This window comes from Runella sp. MFBS21 (assembly GCF_029433105.1).
Classification (GTDB): domain Bacteria; phylum Bacteroidota; class Bacteroidia; order Cytophagales; family Spirosomataceae; genus Runella.
On the sequence record NZ_JARNTW010000012.1, the window covers coordinates 43,190 to 62,658 of the forward strand.

The following is a 19,469-nucleotide window of genomic DNA, read 5'->3' on the forward strand; positions in this document are numbered from 1 at the left end:
TACTAATTCACCAAATCATTTTGGGTTACGGGCAAAACGATAATAAAACGCGCACCTTCATTTTCTCGGCTTTGGGCAGAAATAATACCGTTGTGTTTTTCAATATTTTTTTTGGCTATCGCCAATCCAATGCCTGTTCCTTCATAGCTATTTTGGTCATTGAGGCGTTGAAAAATGACAAAGATGCGATCCAAAAATTTTTCGTTAAAGCCGATACCATTGTCTTTAACCACTATACGACAATACGCGCCATTAGGAGTAAGTTTACTTTCAATGTCTTTATGAGCCACTAGTTCCCCCGTAATTTCAACCACGGGCGGTACTCCTTCTTTGGCAAATTTGAGTGCATTACTGATAAGGTTTTGAAAAACTTGTCGTAAACGGGCCGGAATTCCCTCAATCATTGGCAAATTCCCGATTTCTACCACCGCTTTTTTCTTATGAATAAGGTCATCAAAATCCAGCAAAAGCTCTTCTAACAAGGAGTTGAGATTAGTAGGTTGAAAGAGAGCCTCTGCCGACAATTGGGAGTATTCCAATACATCATTGATAAGCCTCGACATACGGTCAGAGGCTTTTATCGAACGCTCCAGATAAGAGACTGCTTCGGTATTTTCTTTCAAGAACCGCTCTTTGATGATGCCATTGAAAATTTGAATTTTTCTTAAAGGCTCTTTCAAGTCATGCGATACTACCCAAGCAAACTGCTGCAACTCGTGGTTGGTTCGTTCCAACTCTAAGTTCTTATCTCTCAATTCTTTAGTCCTCAAAAGCACTTCTTCTTCCAGTAGCTCTGCTGCGATTTTTTGGGGGTGGATGTCCGTAAAAGTTCCTACCCATCTCACAATCGTATCTTGCTGTTTGATAGGTAAAATCCTCAACAAATGATAACGATACTCTCCTGTGTCAAGTAATCGTAAGCGGGTTTCGCAAGAGAAAGCAACCCCTTTCGCAAAGTATTTGCCCCACTCTTCACAAGTTCGGTCATCGGGGTGCAATTCGGGAAAAGCATTGGGGTCTCGTGAATACAAAAACCAATGCTCATTTACATACTCCAAACGACCATCGGTAGCTACCGTAAATGCCATTTGGGGAAGCGATGAGAGCACCAAACGCAACTCTTCCATGCTTTTTACCAATTCCTCTTGCGCTTGTTTTCGTACTTCAACTTCTTTTTGGAGCGACTTTTGAATGGCCCGCAGCTCTTGTTGTTGTTCGTAAAGCTTATTAAAGTTTTTGACTTTCAACAACAATATATCGGGGTCAACAGGCTTGGTTAGATAATCGACCCCACCCGAGGTATATCCCTTGGTGATGAATTTTTTGTCGGTATTAACAGCCGACAAAAATATGATAGACGTATCTTTTGCTTTGCTAAAACCCGCGATGGCATTGGCCACTTCAAAACCATCCATGTCAGGCATTTGTACATCCAAAATAATGACTGAATAATTGTGATTCAAAACTTTTTTCAAAGCTTCCTCTCCCGACTCAGCCGTATCGGTTTCAAAACTATGTAATTCAAGTATTTTCTTTAGTGGTAGTATATTTTCGGGTCTGTCATCAACAATCAGAATCATGCGAAATGATGAGTTTTTATATAAAGCGTACCTCTTTCATACTTTTTTGCACTGACTTAATACGAAGTATAAATAGAAGAACAAAACTACATTATGTAAATATTGGTATATCCTGTAAAGATACATTTCTCAGGTAGACCTTCCAAATTTTGACGGCAACTAGCCTTCTCAATCAAAACATTGAGGCTTTTTTATAAACCTTTCTTCTATGTAACAATTATCACGGACTGGCTTTTAGACTGAATCTACTTTTGCAGTGTCATTCAACAACAACATTTAAAATAACACTCGCAAGTATGAGTTCTATCGAAATTTTCGGCTTTTCGGCATCCATTCTTATCGGTGTCAGTTTAGGGCTAATTGGCGGAGGAGGCAGTATTCTCACCTTGCCTGTACTCGTTTATCTTTTAGGTATCAACCCTGTCTTATCCACCGCCTATTCCCTTTTTGTAGTGGGTACTACTTCCTTGGTAGGTTCTTTCAATTTTATGCGGAAAGGACTCGTCAATTATAAAGCTGCGCTGGTGTTTGCGCTACCTTCCTTCACTACCGTATTTCTAACGCGCAAATATCTTGTACCTGCCATTCCAGATTCGTTGTTTAGCATAGGAAGTTTCGAGATCACCAAAAACATCGGCATTATGATATTTTTTGCGCTTGTGATGTTAGCGGCTTCTTATTCGATGATTAAAGACAAAAAAACCAATAATAACGAAGATACAGGAGAGGTCAAATTCAATTATCCCATGATTGCGCTTGAAGGAGCGGTGGTAGGTGTACTCACAGGTATCGTAGGAGCAGGGGGGGGATTTTTGATTATTCCTGCTTTAGTACTCTTGGCTCATCTCCCCATGAAAATGGCAGTGGGAACATCGCTACTCATCATTGCGGCCAAATCACTCATCGGATTTATCGGTGATCTTTCCAATGTTGCCGTGGATTGGTCATTTTTGATGGAGTTTACGGCATTGTCAGTACTAGGGATTTTTGTAGGAAGTTACCTATCTAAATTTATCGCGGGCGATAAGCTCAAAAAATCTTTTGGCTGGTTTGTGCTTCTGATGGGAGTGTATATCATCACCAAAGAAATTTTCTTTAAATAACCACATAAAATCTCTTCTCTGTAATAAATGTTACAGACTAGGAGACAGCTAGTACCTAGCTTTGTTTCATCAAATTACCAACCAAACATCCAAACAACCATGTTCTTTCAACACATATATGACAAAACTTTGGCCCAAGCTAGCTATTTGGTAGGCTGCCAAAAAACGGGAGAAGCCATCGTAATTGACCCCAAAAGAGATGTAGATACTTACCTTGAAATAGCAAAACAAAACGGGCTAAGAATCACCCATATCACCGAAACGCACATTCACGCCGATTTTTTGTCAGGTTCGAGGGAATTGGCGGTCCTTACTGGTGCCCAAATGTACCTTTCTGACGAAGGTGGAGAAGATTGGAGATACGAGTTTGAGCACATTGGGCTTAAACACGGGAGTATCATCAAAGTCGGAAACCTAACGCTTGAAGTACTTCATACCCCCGGACATACCCCCGAAAGTATTAGTTTTTTGCTCACTGATAAGCCCGCTTCCTCAATGCCTGTCATGTTGTTTACGGGCGACTTCGTGTTTGTAGGGGATATTGGGCGGCCTGATTTGCTCGAAAAAGCCGCTGGTCTCAAAGGCACCCAAGACAAAGGAGCTTTACAAATGTACCAATCACTGGCACTTTTCGCAAACCTCCCCGATTACGTTCAGGTTTGGCCCGGACACGGTGCTGGCTCCGCTTGTGGCAAAGCACTAGGAGCCGTACCAAGCACCACAGTAGGTTATGAGAAAATACGTAACTGGGCTTTCCAATATGACGAAGATCAAGAAGGTTTTGTAAAATATTTGTTGGCCGACCAACCTGAGCCTCCCAAGTATTTTGCAATGATGAAAAAACTCAACAAAGTAGAACGGCCACTGCTTACATCAATACCTCAGCCGCAAAAACTCACGCCTGAGGCCGTCAAAGAAGCAATGGCTAAAGGTATTAAACTAATTGATACGCGCAATAAAGCCGAGTTTGCAAAAGGTTTTGTACCGAATAGCCTCAACATCCAAGGCAACAACGCCTTTGCTACTTGGATGGGGTGGCTTATCGATTATGAAGAGCCTTTTATGCTGATAGCTAGTGATTCACAAATCGAAGACCTCACTCGCAAACTCATGCGTATCGGCTTAGACAACGTGCTGGGGTATATTACGGATGTCAATTTACTAGGCATAGAATTAGAAAAAAACGAGTGGATAGATATAGACGAATTTAAAACTTACATCGGGCGCGAAGATGTCCAAATTGTAGATTTGAGAGGAGCCTCCGAATATAACAGCGGACACATAGAGGGTGCCGACAACGTATTTGTAGGAACCCTCCCCGCCAACCTCGACAAAATAAACCGCCACAAACAGCTCGTGATTCATTGTCAAGGTGGAGATCGTGCGGCAATTGGCTATTCTTTGCTTCGGAAAAATGGCTTCAACAACATCAAGAATTATTCGGCTGGTATCAACGAATGGGTCAACAAAGGCAACCCACTCGTGACAGAAATGGTAGAAGAAGCAGCTTGTTAATTAAGATGATTAGATACGAAACTCCCCAGTTTATTTTATTTGGGGAGTTTCGTATTTTAATCCAATACCTCTCATTCAAAATTTCAACCACCTTTTTAAATCCCCCACTCTTCATGAAAGAATTTTGGGAAAGCCGCTATAAAGCGCCTGCTTTTGCGTACGGAACACGCCCCAACGAATTTTTCCAAGAGCAAATTGATAAAATCCCGCCCGGCAAACTCCTCTTACCCGCTGAAGGAGAAGGCCGCAATGCAGTATACGCTGCTCGTAAAGGTTGGGATGTAACGGCCTTTGATTTTAGTATGCAAGCCATGCTAAAAACTTTTCAATTGGCCGAACGTTACGACGTCACGCTCAATTATACAGTTCAAGACATAGCCAAGTTTGAACCTAATGGAGTCGCTTATGATGCAATAGGATTGTTTTTTGCCCATTTTCCGCCGACTCTTAGAAAAACATTTCATCAAAAACTTCCGACCATGCTCAAAAAATCGGGCTATGTATGGTTGGAGGCTTTTCATCCCAATCAGCTATACTATTCATCAGGTGGCCCCAAAGAAAAAGAGATGCTGTTGACTCTTGAAGATTTGGAAATGGAATTTAAAGACCTCAACATTTTGATGCTCGAAGACCGCATCATCGAACTCGACGAAGGTCCCTATCATCAAGGCAAAGCTCATGTAGTCCGCATGATAGCTACCAAAACCGATTAATTAAGCTGTCGATTCACACAGATTCTCCATTTATGTCATGAAAAATCTTCTTATTTTAGTTTTATTTACTGTGGGCAGCTGGGCTTGTTCTCATGCACAAACCACTCAAAACCTAAATGCCAAAGCATTTAAGGAAACAATGACCAAAACCCCTAACAAAATCATTCTTGATGTTCGTACAAATAGCGAAGTCGCACAAGGAGTGATTGCGGGAGCTCTCCAAATTGATTATAATAACCCTCATTTTGAGCATCAACTCGAGCAATTAGACAAATCAAAGCCTATCTTTGTATATTGTGCCATAGGAGGTCGCAGTGGTTCGGCTGCTCAGTTGATGCAAAAAAAAGGATTCAAAAAAATCTATAATCTCGACGGGGGTATCAATGCTTGGCAAAGAGCAGGGTATCCCATTACTTCTCTCAAAAAATGAAATCTTTCATCTTGATTTTTTCATTCTGTATCATGCTATTTGGTAAAGCTTCCGCCCAATCTCCCAAAGTAAGTAGTGGCCCCTACAATCTTCTTCTGCGCACGTTGTTGTCGCACTCTGTTCCGGAGGTAGATGTGCAGCAATTAGCTCATACCAAAGAAAAAATCGTATGGGTAGATGCCCGCGAAAAACGCGAATATGAAGTCAGCCATCTTCCCAATGCAGTTTGGGTAGGCTATGATCAGCTAGATTTATCTCCTCTGACTCATGCACCCAAAAATCAGCCGATAGTAGTGTACTGCTCCGTAGGCTACCGAAGCGAAAAAGTAACCGAAAAGCTTATCAAACAAGGATTTACAAACGTCAAAAATCTCTATGGAGGGATTTTTGAATGGAAAAATCAAGGTGGCGAAGTAGTCAATGAAAAAGGCAAAACCGACGATGTTCATGCCTACAACAAAACATGGGGCGTATGGCTTACCAAAGGCAACAAAATCTATCAATAAGCCTTTACACAAATCTTTGATTTGTACAATTTTTCCACACTTGTGTAACAATTATCACAATCTCGACTATTTCCGGGATTTACCTTTGTTGCTACATCACCACCACCCATTCGTTTTCATCAACGATATGATTCAGCAAGAACCTAACGACTCGACCCAAAAAAAACTTTTCACGGCCCTGCGAATACTCATCGGGCTTCTTCTAGGAGCTGTCGCCATCTTTTTTTTATTGGTTTCTATTCTTTTTTTCGACACCCCTACTCTGCCTACTGAAGAGCCTGTCTTAGTCCAAAAAACCTATACCAAGCCCGATTCAAATTTTACAGGTGTATGGCTAGCCCCGGCCGATTGGCGAATGTCTCAGCTGAGTCCAGAAAAACAACAGCTAGTCAAATATGGCAAAGAGCTCATCGCCCATACCGCTACTTACTTGGGTCCCAAAGGTAGTGTGCGGCACTTATCAAACGGCATGAATTGCCAAAACTGCCACCTTAATGCAGGCACGCAGCCTTGGGGCAACAATTATTTTGCCGTTGAAAGTACTTACCCAAAGTTTAGAGAACGCTCGGGTGGCATTGAGAATAAAATCAAACGAGTAAACGACTGCTTTGAAAGAAGTCTCAACGGAAAAGCACTAGATTCCACCTCGCGCGAAATGCAAGCGATCATCACCTATATCGAATGGCTGGGTACGGGAGTCGCCTCCAAAACCTCGCCCAAAGGCTCGGGTATCTTCAAGTTAAAACTCCTCAGCCGCGCCGCCGACCCCGATAAAGGCAAAATAGTATATGAGCAAAAATGCCAAAGTTGTCACCAAGCGCAAGGGGAAGGAGTATTAGCTGCCGACGGCAAGAGCTACTCATTTCCACCTTTGTGGGGCAAAAACAGCTACAACACTGGCGCTGGACTTTACCGTATCTCCAATTTTGCAGGTTATGTAAAATACAATATGCCTTTGGGTGCTACTTATCAAAACCCTCAACTCTCCGATGAAGAAGCCTGGGACGTAGCTGCTTTTGTCAATTCTATGCCGCGCCCGACCAAAGATCTCAGTAAAGATTGGCCTAATTTGGCAGGAAAGCCTTTTGATCATCCCTTTGGCCCTTATGCTGATTCATTTTCCGAAAAACAACATAAATATGGTCCTTATCAACCTATCAAAGCGTGGAAAGAACAGCACAAAGGGCTGAAAGTACCTCATTCTAAATTGGCCAAGCTTTAAACCTCTTTACTTATCATGAAAATCAAATTATTACTTTCATTCCTTTTTGTTTTTGTCTTGATTGGTAACAGTTTTGCCCAAAACAAGAAAAATAAAAAAGAGCCTATCCACCGCCTTGTATTTCAGCTTTCCAGCCCTGATACGTCCGTATATCGCGCCCTCACTCGCCAAATTTCTAATGTTTTGAACTATTGGCCTACCGCCCAAATCGAAGTAGTGGTTCACAATAAAGGGGTGAGTTTTATGCGTAAAGACCAAAGCACTTTCCAACCCGAAATACAATCTCTAAAAGACAAGGGAGTGGAGTTTGCCGTTTGTGAAAATACCCTCAAGCAACAGAAACTTTCCAAAAATCAGATTTTACCACAAGCTCGCTTTGTACCTGTCGGAATTGCCGAACTCGTCCTTAAACAAGAAGATGGCTGGGCCTACATCAAAGCCGGATTCTAACCCCCAACCCTTGCCCTTATGCCTACAAGAAGAGATTTTATCCAGTCGGGACTGCTAGCTACTGCAGCCGCTACTAGTACGACATCACAGGCGAGCAATGTGCCATTTTCATCCAGCCCTTTAGCGCCCCAAAGTGGCACAATTACTTTTTTACAAACTACCGATGTTCACTGCCAAATTCATGCACACGATGAGCTTTTTTGGGAAAATGAGAAACTTACTTTTCGCAAAGCAGGAGGCTACGCCCATCTCGCCACGGCTTTAGAGAGTATGCGCCGCGAAAACCCCGCCAATACCATTACGGTAGATACCGGCGATATGTTTCAGGGAAGTATGCTATCGGTCAAAACCCAAGGGCAAGCCTTTGTACCTCTTCTCAATGCCCTGGGCTACGATCTCTATTTGCCTGGCAACTGGGAGGTGGTGTATTATAAACAAAATATGCAACACCTCATGGGAAGCCTCCTCGCACCCAAGGTATGTACCAATATGTATCACGACTTGGGCGATGGCAAACGAGGTGGATTTATCTTCCAACCTTATCAAATCATCAATCGCTTAGGTATTAAAATTGGTTTTTTGGGCTATACAGACCCTTTGGTTCCTCTACGTCAATCTCCTTATTACAGCAAAGGCATCATCTATGCCAAACCCGAAGAAAATCTAAAAGAATACGTAGCCTTACTAAGAGAGCAAGAGAAGTGTGATTTCGTGATTATTTTATCGCATCTGGGACTTTCTCAACAAATCGCCCTTGGCAATCATCCTGCTTGCAAAGGAGTAGATTATATATTTGGGGCTGATACCCACGAGCGCGTCCGAACACCCCTTCAAGCCGAATACACCAAAATAGTTGAACCCGGCGCCTTTGGGTCTTTTATTGGACGTTTGGATTTGAAAATAGAGAATGGTAAAATTGCGCATGAAAAATACCAACTCATTGAAGTAAATCCTCAAAAATACCCCGCTAACAAAGAAGTAGAAGCGCTAATTCGCCAAATCGAAAAACCTTACAAAAACGAAATCGACAAAGTGATTGGCTATAGTACACTTCCACTTTATCGAAATTTTGTAGTTGAAAATACCATTGATACCCTCATCGTAGATGCTCTCAAGTGGAAAGTACAAGCCGATGTGGTGCTCTCCAATGGCTTTCGTTTTTGCCCCCCTCGTACTGCCGACCAAAGCGGTAAAGTACCTATTACAGAAGGGTATCTGTTTGATATGCTTCCGGTAGATGCCACAATCCGTACAGGCACTGCTACAGGGGCGCAGTTGGTAGAGTGGCTTGAAAAAGAACTCCAAAATGTATTTGCTCAAGATGCCTCCAAACGCTTCGGAGGCTGGCTGATTCGTTTTAAAGGAATGCAAGTAGAGTTTAAAGCCTTTGAAAGAATGGGGCATCGCGTCCAGAAAGTAATCATCGCTGGACAGCCTCTCGACCCCAACAAATCATATACCCTCTGTGCTTGCGAGCGCGATGGTGACCCAGAAGATATGTTATGCCGTATGAAAGGTGTCAAAAATGCCCAAAATACCTCATTTACCCTTCATAGTATGATGAAGGAATATTTGAAAGAGTTTTCGCCCGTAACGCCTATCTTGCGTCAAGATGCCAAAATCCTCGATGCTCCCCAAACGCTACTGAGCCAAGTACATGGCGTCAATTATCAATTTACATAATCTATCCTTCAACCATAAGAAAGTAGTGGTCCGCCTTTGCAGATATTTTACGATTTTTGGAAGTGTCCTTCTGCTTTCTTATTCCAATGCGCTAAGTCAAAACAAGCAAACTTCACTCCAACAATTGTACTGGCCAAAGCATTACAACATCTTTAAAATCAGCCTATTAGCAAAATAACATAACAAACTCGACACGCGGCATTTTTTTGATAATAGCCAGCGCCTTCAATGGATTCAATAGAGTTCAGATACATTACCGAATTGGCCCCAAAATCATCCTTACCGCTAGATAAACTACCCTCAAAATACCCTTCCTAGTACATTGAGCCACTGCACCCGCTTCAACGAACGTTTCTCGTGGCAACTACTCAGTCTTTTCCTCGTTCACTTTCAGGCATCCGCATCGCTTGCAGATTAGTCATTTTTTCAAAGAAGCCAACCTTAATGATGAACTCATGTACAATGTCCAAAACAGGCTAGAATGGGCTAAATTAGATCAAAATCGAATTTATTTTGCCGCCTAAAAACGTTTCAATCCTTGTGTAACTTTTATCACTGACCAAAAAGGAGTTTTTATATTTTTTAGAGGAAAAATACAACTTAAACTCCTTAATTCGATGGGCAATCATCATCAAATCCTTATCATAGGTGGCGGCAATGCTGGAATATCTCTCGCTGCTCAGCTCCTTCTCAAAAATCACAAGCTTGACATTGCAATCATTGACCCTGCCGATAAACACTACTACCAACCTGCTTGGACGCTCGTGGGAAGTGGAATATTCGACATCAACAAGACCGTGCGTAATGAAGCATCGGTGATGCCACAAGGCGTAAAATGGCTCCAAGTAACAGCCCAAAGTTTTGAACCCCACAACAACGCTGTTCATACCACGGGCGGTACCTATACCTACGATTATTTGGTAGTTTGTCCGGGTATTCAACTCAACTGGTCGGCAGTAAAAGGCCTTACCGAGACCCTCGGTAAAAATAATGTATGCAGCAATTACAGTTTTCAACATGCCCCTTACACTTTTGAATGCATCAAAAACCTCAAAAAGGGAAAGGCGATATTTCACAATCCACATACACCCGTAAAGTGCGGCGGAGCCCCGCATAAGATAATGTACATGGCGGCTGATTACTTCCGTAAAAATAATGTTTTGGACCATATCGACATTCAGTATTGGAGTGGTGGCACCAAACTTTTTGCTGTTCCGAAATATGAAAAGACGCTGCTGGGCGTGTGTGAAAAAGCCAATATTCAGCTTCATTTTTTTCAACGCTTAGAAGAAATAGATGGCCCTAACAAACGCGCTCGTTTTGTAGGCTTTGGCGACCACAACAAAGACGTAGAAACTTGGGTGGACTTTGACATGATACACGTCACTCCTCCCCAATCAGCACCCGATTTTATCCGTAATAGTCCTTTGGCCAATGCCGGAGGGTGGGTAGACGTTGATAAAAACACTTTACAACATCCCAAATACCCCAATATATTTTCGCTCGGCGACGCTTCAGGACTACCCACTTCCAAGACAGGTGCCGCGATTCGTAAACAAGCGCCGGTAGTAGTGGAAAATCTCCTTTCTATGATTGCTCATCATCCACTCAATGCTTCCTACAATGGTTACACCTCATGCCCTTTGGTGACAGGCTATGGCAAACTCGTCTTGGCCGAATTTGACTACAACAATCAACCTCAAGAAACCTTCCCTTTTGATCAAAGTAAAGAACGCTGGAGTATGTATATGCTCAAAAAAGAAGTACTCCCACGCATGTACTGGAATATGATACTCAAAGGCAAAGCTTAATTTCCCTTATTTTTCAGCCAAAAACCCGTTAAAAAAGCCGAAAATCTTTTTGTAACGGGTTTTCTATTTTTCTTCAAAACTTGCCTAATTTAAGAAGTTTGTGATAAGAAAACACCTCATAATCAATACAATTTATTCATATCTCACTTTGCCATCATTATAAATTCTGTGTTAGTTAACTTCTAGAGCCTCATTAAAGCAAACCACATGTTTTTTTTGATAAAACCATTATAAAGAGTTGATTCATTATTTTACCATACAAGTGTTTGGTCAAGAAAAAACGCCCTGTGACGTAATTTATGACAATAGTACCAACACAGTTTAGATCTTAACTGAAAATTTCATTTAAAATAAAAAAACATGAGAGCTTTTTTCATTTTTCTATTTTCAGCATTGGTCTGCTTTACAGTAGAGGCAAAGATGCGAACTTATGTAGGTAGTACTCCAGCCCATAGCATTATAAGAGATTTTTTAGGGATTTCGTCAACCGATTCGATTGATTTCGTTCGTTGGAAACTGGAGGTTGATTCGGGCAAGTACAAACTCCAGTGCGAGTATGGTATATCCAAGCCCAATACCTCAGGCTTTTTAGATGAAAAACGTGTCGCTTTTGAAGGGGCATTTACCTTATCCAATCATTTTTATGATTTAGACAACAACGATAAGCATCTTTCGCTGCTAGAAATAAACACAAATATCCTACATTTTGTTGATGACCAACGTCGTATACTTAGCGGAAATGGTGGATATAGCTATGCTTTAAACAACGCTCACCCTACGGAAACTGATGAATTCAACACTCATTTTGAACTTAGCACCGCCTCCACTTCACTGATTTTTGAAGGAAGAACTCCCTGTCAAGAACTATCAGCTTATTTAGGGTTAAATAAAAACGAGGCATGCATAAAAATGAAGTGGTATCTTCATTTTCATACCGATTCTGCTACGCATCAGCCCTCTTACTTCCTTATGGCCGGCATGGGTTACCGGAAAAACAATATGGCAAAAGGGAAATGGGAAATAATAACCACCCCAAGCGGGCACTCGCTTTTCAGGCTTTATTTTGACCGCTGGAGTCGTCCACTGGACTTACAAAAAGGAAGTGAAAATATCTTGTTTTTTGTCGATAATCGTGGGCATTTACTGACTGGAAATGCTGATTTTAGCTATACTCTCAATCGAATACATCAAGAAGACAAACATTAATCTTCTTAAGCATTCTTATCTATACCTCAGAGAGGCCCAAGGTTTGTAGCTGACTTGAAGCCAAACAGAAAAGGAGAAGAAAATCACGAGACATTCATGAAGAAGAAGAGAGCTTTTTGGGGTGAGTAGTACAACTATTTTCTTTTTGCGAACGTCTTTGCTATAGTATCCAATCAGCGATTTGTATGCGTTTCATGCTCAAGACTCTATTCTACTGCATTTTGGTATTCTCTTTTGCCTCATCCTGCTCAAAAGACAATCAAGATTGTGGCTGCAATGGCTCAACACGCCGTATTCTGGAAAATGTACAAGCCCGATACACGGGTGAAGGTGTGTTTGTGGTTCCTGATATAAATTCTGGATTCATTCTGGTCTATCCGTGTGAGGTAGATACCACTTGGGAAATTAGTAAAGATGAAAATACATGGAACTACACCATTTCGGGCGACCTTAAAAAGCATTGTTTTGGCCCAAACCCTGAGTTAGAACTCCCCTATTCAGGAGGAAAGATTCGGCTTACAAATATCCAAAAGAGGTAATAGCCCGCTACATCAAGATTGTGTTGGAAGGCTGATGATCTCAGCTTTTCGTACTCATGTAAGTATTTCACCTATATTGGCAAATTCTCTTACGGTTTGAGAGTCGTATAAAATATGTATTTAACCTAATCTTTCATACATTTAGCCAATGTATAAAAGATTACAAACAGGCTAAAACCGTATTTATATGCGTGGAATAAAATGGATATCTATCGTATTGTTGATTAGTACGTCTTGTTCAAGACCTTATACGCTGACTGCGTCGCTAAATAAATCTCGTTGGTTTGGTTCTGGAGAAGCTACGGAAATTCATACCAAAGAAAATGAAACTTGTTCAATCGAGCGATTTAGCCTAATAATTCGAACAGACCTTCCGTTTTCTAAACAAAGTCGTAACAGTACTTTGAATATCACAGGCTGTGTGAGTCCCTGTACGCCCACTCAGCTTCTAGGCTTTTATCACATACCTTTGAAAAAAGGCATTCATAACTTAGCATTACCCGACACCTGCCTACCCTATAAAACCGCCAAATCGTCGGATTCATTTGCGGTAGGAGGTAAAGCTTCTTTGCATATAATGAATACCCAAACGGGAAGTTCTAAAGCATATTACCAGTTCTCAGAAGGCGATAAAGGTTGGATAAAAGTAACTAAACTTAATCGGGCAACGGGGAAGATACAAGGCCGATTTAATATAACCTTAACAAACTCAAAGGGCGAAACACTTCATTTCAAAAGAGGTAAGTTCAATAGCAAACTGATTACGCAATAATACGAGGTTTGTATAAAATATGGGTTTGTGATTAGTTAGTTATTAATGTGTTCAGGAAGGAAACGGTAGTATTTCAATAGTAGATTTGTGATTGAGTCACAGGTCTTAACTCAATTCCTTTCATCTTTTTCAAATAAATCCTATATCCTGTGAAGCAAATCATAACTATCATTAATAAAGCAATTGAGATAGGCAGGGTTTTCTTAAACTTTTCTATAAACGAAATTCCCTTATATGGAACAAGAGCCATTAATAGACCTAAAGGAAGGCCAAATACAAAGAATGCAAAAAGACCTGATATCCAATCAATTATAGAAATTACTAGCTCGTCTGAGTTGGCAAAGTATCGGGCATTAAATTCAAGTATAATTTCCACTACAAAAAGCAGTACTACAGCAATCCAAAGATTCTTGGCTTTCATAATCTATTGCCTGTGAAATACAGCGTTAAATATAAAATCAAATAAAGGCAGTTATATGGCATTCTACAGCATTTTTTCATTCTACAATTAATTTTGGTGAAGAATTAAAAACAAAACCCCTCAAAACAGCGTGTTTTGAGGGGTTTTTGTTGCTCTAAGTAAAACTTAGTTTCTTTGCATAATTCTGCAGATGATCAAATGCCAGATTAATATATTTTTCCTTAATAATATCTCGTTTTCTATCATTCCAAGAATGAATTTTCTCAAGCAAATCAGTTTGAGTCAAAGTTTTGTCCTGCTTAAGAAGAAAATGAATAGAAGAAAGTATTTCTAAAGATAAAGTTGACTCGAATCCTTCAATTATACTTAAAACACTTTTAAGCCTTTCTTTCTGAGCAGTTGTTAGTTTTTGTTTTACAAAGTCTTCAACTTCATTAAATTTGCTATATTCTAAATTTAAAGGCTCAAAAGGTTTTGCATTCATTTGTTCAAGTCCAGTTAGATACTTACCATTTAGAGCATATAAAACCTTTTCTACAGCTTGTGCATAAGGGCCAAAAGTATAGGCTACAAATTGTAATTTTAAAGGTTCTCCGCTTTCCTGGATGAAATAAGCTAATTTATTTGCTGCAAAGACACTAGGATTTTCACCTCGTTCTTCATATTTAGCCAAAGCATATAATAGCATAGCCCTAGCTGGTGTAAGGTTTATTTCCTTTTTTTGTCCTTCCTTTTGAAGAGCTTCTTTAACGGCGTCATTAGGCTCATAAACAATAATTTCAATTGAAAGATTTGCTAAATAATTTTCAATTAAAGCTTTCACTTTGCCCCAGTCCAGGCCACCATTTCCACATCCTAAAGGAGGTAGCGCAATGCTTTCAAGCTTATATTCTTCAATTATTCTGACTAAATCCTTGAGACCTTCTTCTATATAAGAATATTGAGACTTTTTATACCATTCGGTTTTTGTTGGAAAATTAATAATGATTTTTTTCCCTTCCAAAGTATTCTCTTCAAACACAAACAGCTTGCCAATTCCTATCTTCCCATTTTTACAAGCATATGAATATGCTTTAAAATTCGCCGGGAATTGCTCCTTAAATTGTAAAGCAATCCCTTTTCCCATTACACCGACTGTGTTTACAGTATTCACTAAGGCGTGAGTCTTAGCCTGCAACAAATTACCTTTTATGTATTTTATCATCGGTAGTAAAATTTAAAACTGTTATCAATATAAACCCTGATACTCAATCCATATTGTCGCACAAGAGCTTCTATATATTGTTTTCTTTCGTTTGTTAATACTATAATCCATTTTATAAGCTCTACAGGAACATAGTATTTAACAAGAAATTCGGAGTGTTTTTTTCTCATTCTATCATGGTCCCCATCCGAATTATTGTCTGTCCATTCTGTAGATTGAATTGAATGCCAATCAAGCTTATCAAAGTCATCAATGCTATTATAGAATTCAGTTATAGTTCTTGCAGCGTTACCATCTGTGAAGCACCATTGCAACCTAGCCTCAATAAGTTCTTTAAGATTACATGCCAGATATATGATTTCCTCTTGTGGTCTTCTAAGAACTCCGTTACCAGTTTTTATTTTATATAACATCGGAGTCCTTGTGCCAAAATAGAATGGGACATAATCATTTACTATTGTATCTGGATAACACTTTACCTGTACTGTGTCTCTATGAGTTATAATCTCAGTACTTCCAATATTTACATAATTAGGGTCGAAATTGGCAGAATTTCTATAGTAAATACCATTTTGAAGGATATAATCCAAGTTTTGGTAATGAATCATTCTATAAACCCAGACCGTACTAATATCTTTCGGCATCGCACAAAAATTTTAAAGTGCTTATGTACAAAGCCATAAATCAAGAGTTTTTAATCAAAGTTGTAGATGTAATATAAAGAAATTTATTAAATGAATATTGTTCCTCCGCTGAAATTCCTAATTCTACAACAAAAACCCCTCAAAACATGCTGTTTTGAGGGGTTTTGAACTTTTGGTGATCCCGCTGGGACTCGAACCCAGGACCCATACATTAAAAGTGTATTGCTCTACCAACTGAGCTACGGAATCCCGTTTTTTTCAATTTTCGGTCTGTGTTTCCGTTAATTGTGGTGCAAAAGTAGTGCGTTTCAGAATACGACGCAAGCCCTATCCCAAAAAAAATTACAACATTTTCTCAAACCACCCCATTATCAAGCACTTAACACTTAAACTTTTTTTTATTTGTATATTTCAAACCACATTTGTGTTAGATTTTCAAATTAAACTACTTCTTTTGACATAGAAATTGTAAATCCTCATTCATTCACTGATACATCGCTTCGGCGAGTTGTTTAAACACCCTTATAATTCCAATGAAACTTTTTCGCTTTGGTACTTTTGAACAAGAAAAACCAGGAGTGATTCTTCCCAATGGTCGTAAAATTGACGTTTCTGCCTTTGGAGAAGACTTTAACGAAGCTTTTTTTGCAACCGACGGCCTTAATCGCTTAGCACAATGGCTCCAAGTCAAAGCCGACAGTTGTCCCGAAGTATCGGATAGCGTCCGCGTAGGTTCGTGCATTGCGCGTCCTTCCAAAATCGTGTGTATCGGACTCAACTACGCCAAACACGCCGCCGAGTCGGGTATGGATGTTCCCAAAGAGCCAGTCGTTTTCTTTAAATCAACTTCCGCCTTGTGTGGACCTTACGATAATGTCATCATTCCGCGCAATTCCGTCAAAACTGACTGGGAAGTGGAATTGGCCTTTGTCATCGGAAAAAAAGCGAGCTATGTAGAAGAAGCAGAAGCTATGGACTACGTAGCGGGTTATGTATTGCACAACGACTACTCTGAGCGTGCTTTTCAGTTGGAGCGTAGCGGTCAGTGGGTCAAAGGCAAAAGTAATGATACTTTTGCTCCACTCGGGCCTTTCTTGGCAACTAAAGACGAAATCGCCGACCCCCATAGTCTCCGCCTGTGGCTCAAAGTCAATGATGAAATGCTCCAAGACTCTAATACCGACGATATGGTGTTCAAAATTCCAACCTTGGTCAGCTACTTGAGCCAATTTATGACGCTCCTTCCGGGCGATGTCATTTCTACGGGTACGCCTTTTGGGGTGGGCTTGGGCTTCAAACCCCCTCGTTATCTCAATCCTGGCGATGTAGTGGAACTTGGTATCGAAAACCTCGGCACCCAACGTCAAGTAGCGGTGGCGTATCAATAACCTCCGAATTCTTTTGCATGCAAGGGGGCGGTTGTATCTACATACCGCCCTTCTTTATCTCTCACCCTTCTCCCAAAACTCAGAAAATGTACCGTTTTTTGCCGCTGTTGTTGTTTGTATTTACGGCAACTTTTGCCCAAAAGAAAAACGAAGCTTTCCAATATCACATCAAAGAACTGAACTCTCCCCTCAAAATCGACGGTATTGAGGATGACGAAGCTTGGCAACATACTCAAACTGCCAAAGACTTTTTTATGATAACGCCGATGGATACGAGTCAATCGCGCGCCAAAACCGAGGTAAAACTGGCTTACGACAAAAATCACCTCTATATCCTAGCCGTCAACTACAAGCCCGTCAAAGGGTCGTTTGTGGTAGAGTCGCTCAAACGTGATTTTAATTTTGGAGCCAACGACAACTTTTTTGTGGTGCTCGATACTTTCGAGGATTTGACCAATGGCTTCTCTTTTGGGGCAAGTGCAGCGGGGGCTTATTGGGATGGGCAAGAAGCCGACGGTACTTTTATTAATCTTAATTGGGATAATAAGTGGCATTGTGTTACCAAAAACTACGATGACCGCTGGGTGTGGGAGGCATCTATTCCGTTCAAAACCATTCGGTATCGCCCCGAAAATACCCGCTGGGGCATTAACTTTAGTCGCTTAGACCTTACTATCAACGAAAAATCGGCTTGGGCACCCGTGCCGCGTCAATTTCAATCGGCCAATTTGGGCTATGCGGGAGTGCTTGTATGGGACAAGCCTCTCCCTCCTGCGGGCAACAATATTTCGCTGATTCCGTATGTGTCGAGCAGTGTTTCTAAAAATCATATTGCCGATAGTCCTGCCGACTGGCGACCCAATATCGGCGGTGACGCCAAAATAGCCCTCAATTCTTCGCTCAATCTCGACCTTACGGTCAATCCTGATTTTTCGCAGGTAGAAGTGGATGTCCAACAAACCAACCTCGACCGCTTTGAATTGTTTTTTCCCGAACGTCGCCAATTTTTTCTCGAAAATGCCGATTTGTTTGCGAGTTTTGGTTTTTCGTCTTTACGGCCTTTTTTCTCGCGTCGTATTGGTTTGGGGGTACCAATTGACTTTGGGGTACGAATGAGTGGTAAGCTTGACAAAAATTGGCGCATTGGGGTGCTTGACACCCAAACCCGCAAGCAAGGTGACTTACCTGCCCAAAACTTCGCGGTAGTGGCGCTTCAACGCAAGGTTTTTGCCCGCTCAAATGTGGGGATACTTATGGTCAACAAAGAGTCGTTAGGATACGACGAACAGATTCATAAGTCGTTTTCGCAGTACAATCGCAACATCGGTATGGAATACAATTTGGCTTCGGCCAACAACGTATGGACGGGTAAAGCATCGGTGCTAAAATCATTTAGTCCACATCTTACGGGCAATGATTTTGCGGTGGCAACTAGCCTCAATTTCAACAAAGCCAATGTGTTTTGGCAATGGCGCCACGAAATCGTGGGTGAAAATTACAATGCAGAAGTGGGCTACGTACCCAACGCCGCTCGTAGAGGATACCAAATGGCAATGCCTAACGTAGGTTATTTGTTTTTTGTCAATTCCAAAACCCTCATCAGTCACGGGCCTCTGTTGCAAACGACTTTGTTTTGGAACAAATCAAATCATCTGACCGACAACGAGACATTTTTGGCCTATAATTTCAATTTTCGCAATCGCGCCATTGGTATGATTTGGGCTGCCACCAATTATGTGCAGCTCCTCTCCCCCTTCGACCCTACCAATACAGGCCGCGAACGGCTCCCTGCTGGCTCTAATCACTACTGGAAATCGTGGGGAACGGATTTTACCTCTAGTCCGCGTACCAAATTTACCTATGCGTTTAGTACACGCTACGGCGGGTTTTATGCCAATGGTACGCGTCTTAATCTCCGCACTACGCTGGGGTATCGTTTTCAGCCATACGTAGCTACGAAGTTTTCGGTCGATTACAACATTATCAAAGTGCCTTATCTCCAAAAACCCGTTGAGTTGCTTCTGGTAGGCCCACGTATCGATGTTACTTTCCGCAACAATCTCTTTTGGACGACTTTCTTGCAATACAACAATCAAGCCGACAACGTAAACCTCAATACACGTTTACAGTGGCGCTACCAACCCGCCTCTGATTTGTTTATTGTTTATACCGACAATTACCTTCCCGAAAACCTCCGCGTCAAAAACCGTGCTATCGTGCTAAAACTGACGTATTGGTGGAATGTGTAATAAGTCGTAGGTATAGAAGGACTTATAGGATGG

At 41.1% G+C, this 19,469-nt stretch carries 18 protein-coding genes and 1 tRNA gene; 14 read left to right on the forward strand and 5 right to left on the reverse strand.

The genetic code is table 11. The features are described from left to right. Positions 1 to 2: 2 nt before the first annotated feature. Positions 3 to 1,580: a response regulator gene (locus P1X15_RS20705; protein WP_277340045.1), complete on the reverse strand. Its 1,578-nt coding sequence runs from the start codon at positions 1,578 to 1,580 to the stop codon at positions 3 to 5. A gap of 296 nt (positions 1,581 to 1,876) precedes the next feature. Here P1X15_RS20705 and P1X15_RS20710 point away from each other — a divergent pair, with 296 nt between their 5' ends. From P1X15_RS20710 to P1X15_RS20765, 12 genes are all read left to right on the forward strand, one after another. Further along, positions 1,877 to 2,683, forward strand: a complete 807-nt coding sequence (locus P1X15_RS20710) for a sulfite exporter TauE/SafE family protein (protein ID WP_277340046.1) — start codon at positions 1,877 to 1,879, stop codon at positions 2,681 to 2,683. Positions 2,684 to 2,782: 99 nt separating this feature from the next. Beyond that, on the forward strand, positions 2,783 to 4,198 hold the full coding sequence (locus P1X15_RS20715) for a rhodanese-like domain-containing protein (RefSeq protein WP_277340047.1): 1,416 nt from the start codon (positions 2,783 to 2,785) through the stop codon (positions 4,196 to 4,198). 113 nt (positions 4,199 to 4,311) lie between these two features. After that, entirely contained in the window at positions 4,312 to 4,911 is a 600-nt protein-coding gene (locus tag P1X15_RS20720) for a bifunctional 2-polyprenyl-6-hydroxyphenol methylase/3-demethylubiquinol 3-O-methyltransferase UbiG (protein ID WP_277340048.1), read from the forward strand. Positions 4,912 to 4,948: 37 nt separating this feature from the next. Further along, positions 4,949 to 5,341 carry a rhodanese-like domain-containing protein gene (locus P1X15_RS20725; RefSeq protein ID WP_277340049.1) on the forward strand — a complete coding sequence of 131 codons (393 nt, stop codon included), beginning with the start codon at positions 4,949 to 4,951 and terminating at the stop codon, positions 5,339 to 5,341. Further along, positions 5,338 to 5,847, forward strand: a complete 510-nt coding sequence (locus tag P1X15_RS20730) for a rhodanese-like domain-containing protein (protein WP_277340050.1) — start codon at positions 5,338 to 5,340, stop codon at positions 5,845 to 5,847. The genes P1X15_RS20725 and P1X15_RS20730 overlap by 4 nt, the downstream gene beginning before the upstream one ends. A gap of 127 nt (positions 5,848 to 5,974) precedes the next feature. Then, positions 5,975 to 7,069, forward strand: a complete 1,095-nt coding sequence (locus P1X15_RS20735; RefSeq protein ID WP_409049700.1) for a c-type cytochrome — start codon at positions 5,975 to 5,977, stop codon at positions 7,067 to 7,069. A gap of 15 nt (positions 7,070 to 7,084) precedes the next feature. Continuing rightward, entirely contained in the window at positions 7,085 to 7,519 is a 435-nt protein-coding gene (locus P1X15_RS20740; RefSeq protein ID WP_277340051.1) for a DsrE family protein, read from the forward strand. An 18-nt stretch (positions 7,520 to 7,537) separates the two neighbouring features. Continuing rightward, a complete protein-coding gene (locus P1X15_RS20745; protein ID WP_277340052.1) occupies positions 7,538 to 9,202 on the forward strand; it encodes a bifunctional UDP-sugar hydrolase/5'-nucleotidase in 1,665 nt (554 codons plus the stop codon). Positions 9,203 to 9,819: 617 nt separating this feature from the next. Then, complete coding sequence (locus tag P1X15_RS20750) at positions 9,820 to 11,013, forward strand: FAD/NAD(P)-binding oxidoreductase (RefSeq protein ID WP_277340053.1); 1,194 nt, start codon at positions 9,820 to 9,822, stop codon at positions 11,011 to 11,013. 360 nt (positions 11,014 to 11,373) lie between these two features. Continuing rightward, positions 11,374 to 12,219, forward strand: a complete 846-nt coding sequence (locus P1X15_RS20755) for a hypothetical protein (RefSeq protein ID WP_277340054.1) — start codon at positions 11,374 to 11,376, stop codon at positions 12,217 to 12,219. A gap of 185 nt (positions 12,220 to 12,404) precedes the next feature. Further along, positions 12,405 to 12,758, forward strand: coding sequence for a hypothetical protein (locus P1X15_RS20760; protein ID WP_277340055.1), 354 nt, complete (start codon positions 12,405 to 12,407; stop codon positions 12,756 to 12,758). Positions 12,759 to 12,945: 187 nt separating this feature from the next. Continuing rightward, positions 12,946 to 13,530 (forward strand): hypothetical protein, encoded by a 585-nt coding sequence (locus P1X15_RS20765; protein ID WP_277340056.1) that lies wholly within the window; start codon positions 12,946 to 12,948, stop codon positions 13,528 to 13,530. 73 nt (positions 13,531 to 13,603) lie between these two features. Here the strand turns inward: P1X15_RS20765 and P1X15_RS20770 are convergent, their stop codons facing one another. The 4 genes from P1X15_RS20770 to P1X15_RS20785 form a co-directional block, all read right to left on the reverse strand. Continuing rightward, positions 13,604 to 13,951: a hypothetical protein gene (locus tag P1X15_RS20770; RefSeq protein ID WP_277340057.1), complete on the reverse strand. Its 348-nt coding sequence runs from the start codon at positions 13,949 to 13,951 to the stop codon at positions 13,604 to 13,606. A 154-nt stretch (positions 13,952 to 14,105) separates the two neighbouring features. Next, positions 14,106 to 15,155, reverse strand: coding sequence for a macro domain-containing protein (locus P1X15_RS20775; protein ID WP_277340058.1), 1,050 nt, complete (start codon positions 15,153 to 15,155; stop codon positions 14,106 to 14,108). Next, positions 15,152 to 15,799: a DUF4433 domain-containing protein gene (locus tag P1X15_RS20780; protein WP_310586038.1), complete on the reverse strand. Its 648-nt coding sequence runs from the start codon at positions 15,797 to 15,799 to the stop codon at positions 15,152 to 15,154. Before P1X15_RS20780 ends, P1X15_RS20775 begins: the two co-directional genes overlap by 4 nt. A 173-nt stretch (positions 15,800 to 15,972) precedes the next feature. Continuing rightward, positions 15,973 to 16,048, reverse strand: a tRNA-Lys gene (locus P1X15_RS20785). A gap of 284 nt (positions 16,049 to 16,332) precedes the next feature. Between P1X15_RS20785 and P1X15_RS20790 the strand changes: the two genes are divergently transcribed. Together P1X15_RS20790 and P1X15_RS20795 are read left to right on the forward strand one after the other, a co-directional pair. Then, positions 16,333 to 17,187 (forward strand): fumarylacetoacetate hydrolase family protein, encoded by an 855-nt coding sequence (locus P1X15_RS20790; RefSeq protein ID WP_277340059.1) that lies wholly within the window; start codon positions 16,333 to 16,335, stop codon positions 17,185 to 17,187. An 86-nt stretch (positions 17,188 to 17,273) separates the two neighbouring features. After that, a complete protein-coding gene (locus P1X15_RS20795) occupies positions 17,274 to 19,436 on the forward strand; it encodes a DUF5916 domain-containing protein (protein ID WP_277340060.1) in 2,163 nt (720 codons plus the stop codon). Positions 19,437 to 19,469 lie beyond the last annotated feature (33 nt).

Bases quoted from the DNA above. Each gene is read 5' to 3' on its own strand.
- P1X15_RS20705 (WP_277340045.1), bottom strand. From the start codon at position 1,580: ATGATTCTGATTGTTGATGACAGACCCGAAAATATACTACCACTAAAG.
- P1X15_RS20710 (WP_277340046.1), top strand. From the start codon at position 1,877: ATGAGTTCTATCGAAATTTTCGGCTTTTCGGCATCCATTCTTATCGGT.
- P1X15_RS20715 (WP_277340047.1), top strand. From the start codon at position 2,783: ATGTTCTTTCAACACATATATGACAAAACTTTGGCCCAAGCTAGCTAT.
- P1X15_RS20720 (WP_277340048.1), top strand. From the start codon at position 4,312: ATGAAAGAATTTTGGGAAAGCCGCTATAAAGCGCCTGCTTTTGCGTAC.
- P1X15_RS20725 (WP_277340049.1), top strand. From the start codon at position 4,949: ATGAAAAATCTTCTTATTTTAGTTTTATTTACTGTGGGCAGCTGGGCT.
- P1X15_RS20730 (WP_277340050.1), top strand. From the start codon at position 5,338: ATGAAATCTTTCATCTTGATTTTTTCATTCTGTATCATGCTATTTGGT.
- P1X15_RS20735 (WP_409049700.1), top strand. From the start codon at position 5,975: ATGATTCAGCAAGAACCTAACGACTCGACCCAAAAAAAACTTTTCACG.
- P1X15_RS20740 (WP_277340051.1), top strand. From the start codon at position 7,085: ATGAAAATCAAATTATTACTTTCATTCCTTTTTGTTTTTGTCTTGATT.
- P1X15_RS20745 (WP_277340052.1), top strand. From the start codon at position 7,538: ATGCCTACAAGAAGAGATTTTATCCAGTCGGGACTGCTAGCTACTGCA.
- P1X15_RS20750 (WP_277340053.1), top strand. From the start codon at position 9,820: ATGGGCAATCATCATCAAATCCTTATCATAGGTGGCGGCAATGCTGGA.
- P1X15_RS20755 (WP_277340054.1), top strand. From the start codon at position 11,374: ATGAGAGCTTTTTTCATTTTTCTATTTTCAGCATTGGTCTGCTTTACA.
- P1X15_RS20760 (WP_277340055.1), top strand. From the start codon at position 12,405: ATGCGTTTCATGCTCAAGACTCTATTCTACTGCATTTTGGTATTCTCT.
- P1X15_RS20765 (WP_277340056.1), top strand. From the start codon at position 12,946: ATGCGTGGAATAAAATGGATATCTATCGTATTGTTGATTAGTACGTCT.
- P1X15_RS20770 (WP_277340057.1), bottom strand. From the start codon at position 13,951: ATGAAAGCCAAGAATCTTTGGATTGCTGTAGTACTGCTTTTTGTAGTG.
- P1X15_RS20775 (WP_277340058.1), bottom strand. From the start codon at position 15,155: ATGATAAAATACATAAAAGGTAATTTGTTGCAGGCTAAGACTCACGCC.
- P1X15_RS20780 (WP_310586038.1), bottom strand. From the start codon at position 15,799: ATGCCGAAAGATATTAGTACGGTCTGGGTTTATAGAATGATTCATTAC.
- P1X15_RS20790 (WP_277340059.1), top strand. From the start codon at position 16,333: ATGAAACTTTTTCGCTTTGGTACTTTTGAACAAGAAAAACCAGGAGTG.
- P1X15_RS20795 (WP_277340060.1), top strand. From the start codon at position 17,274: ATGTACCGTTTTTTGCCGCTGTTGTTGTTTGTATTTACGGCAACTTTT.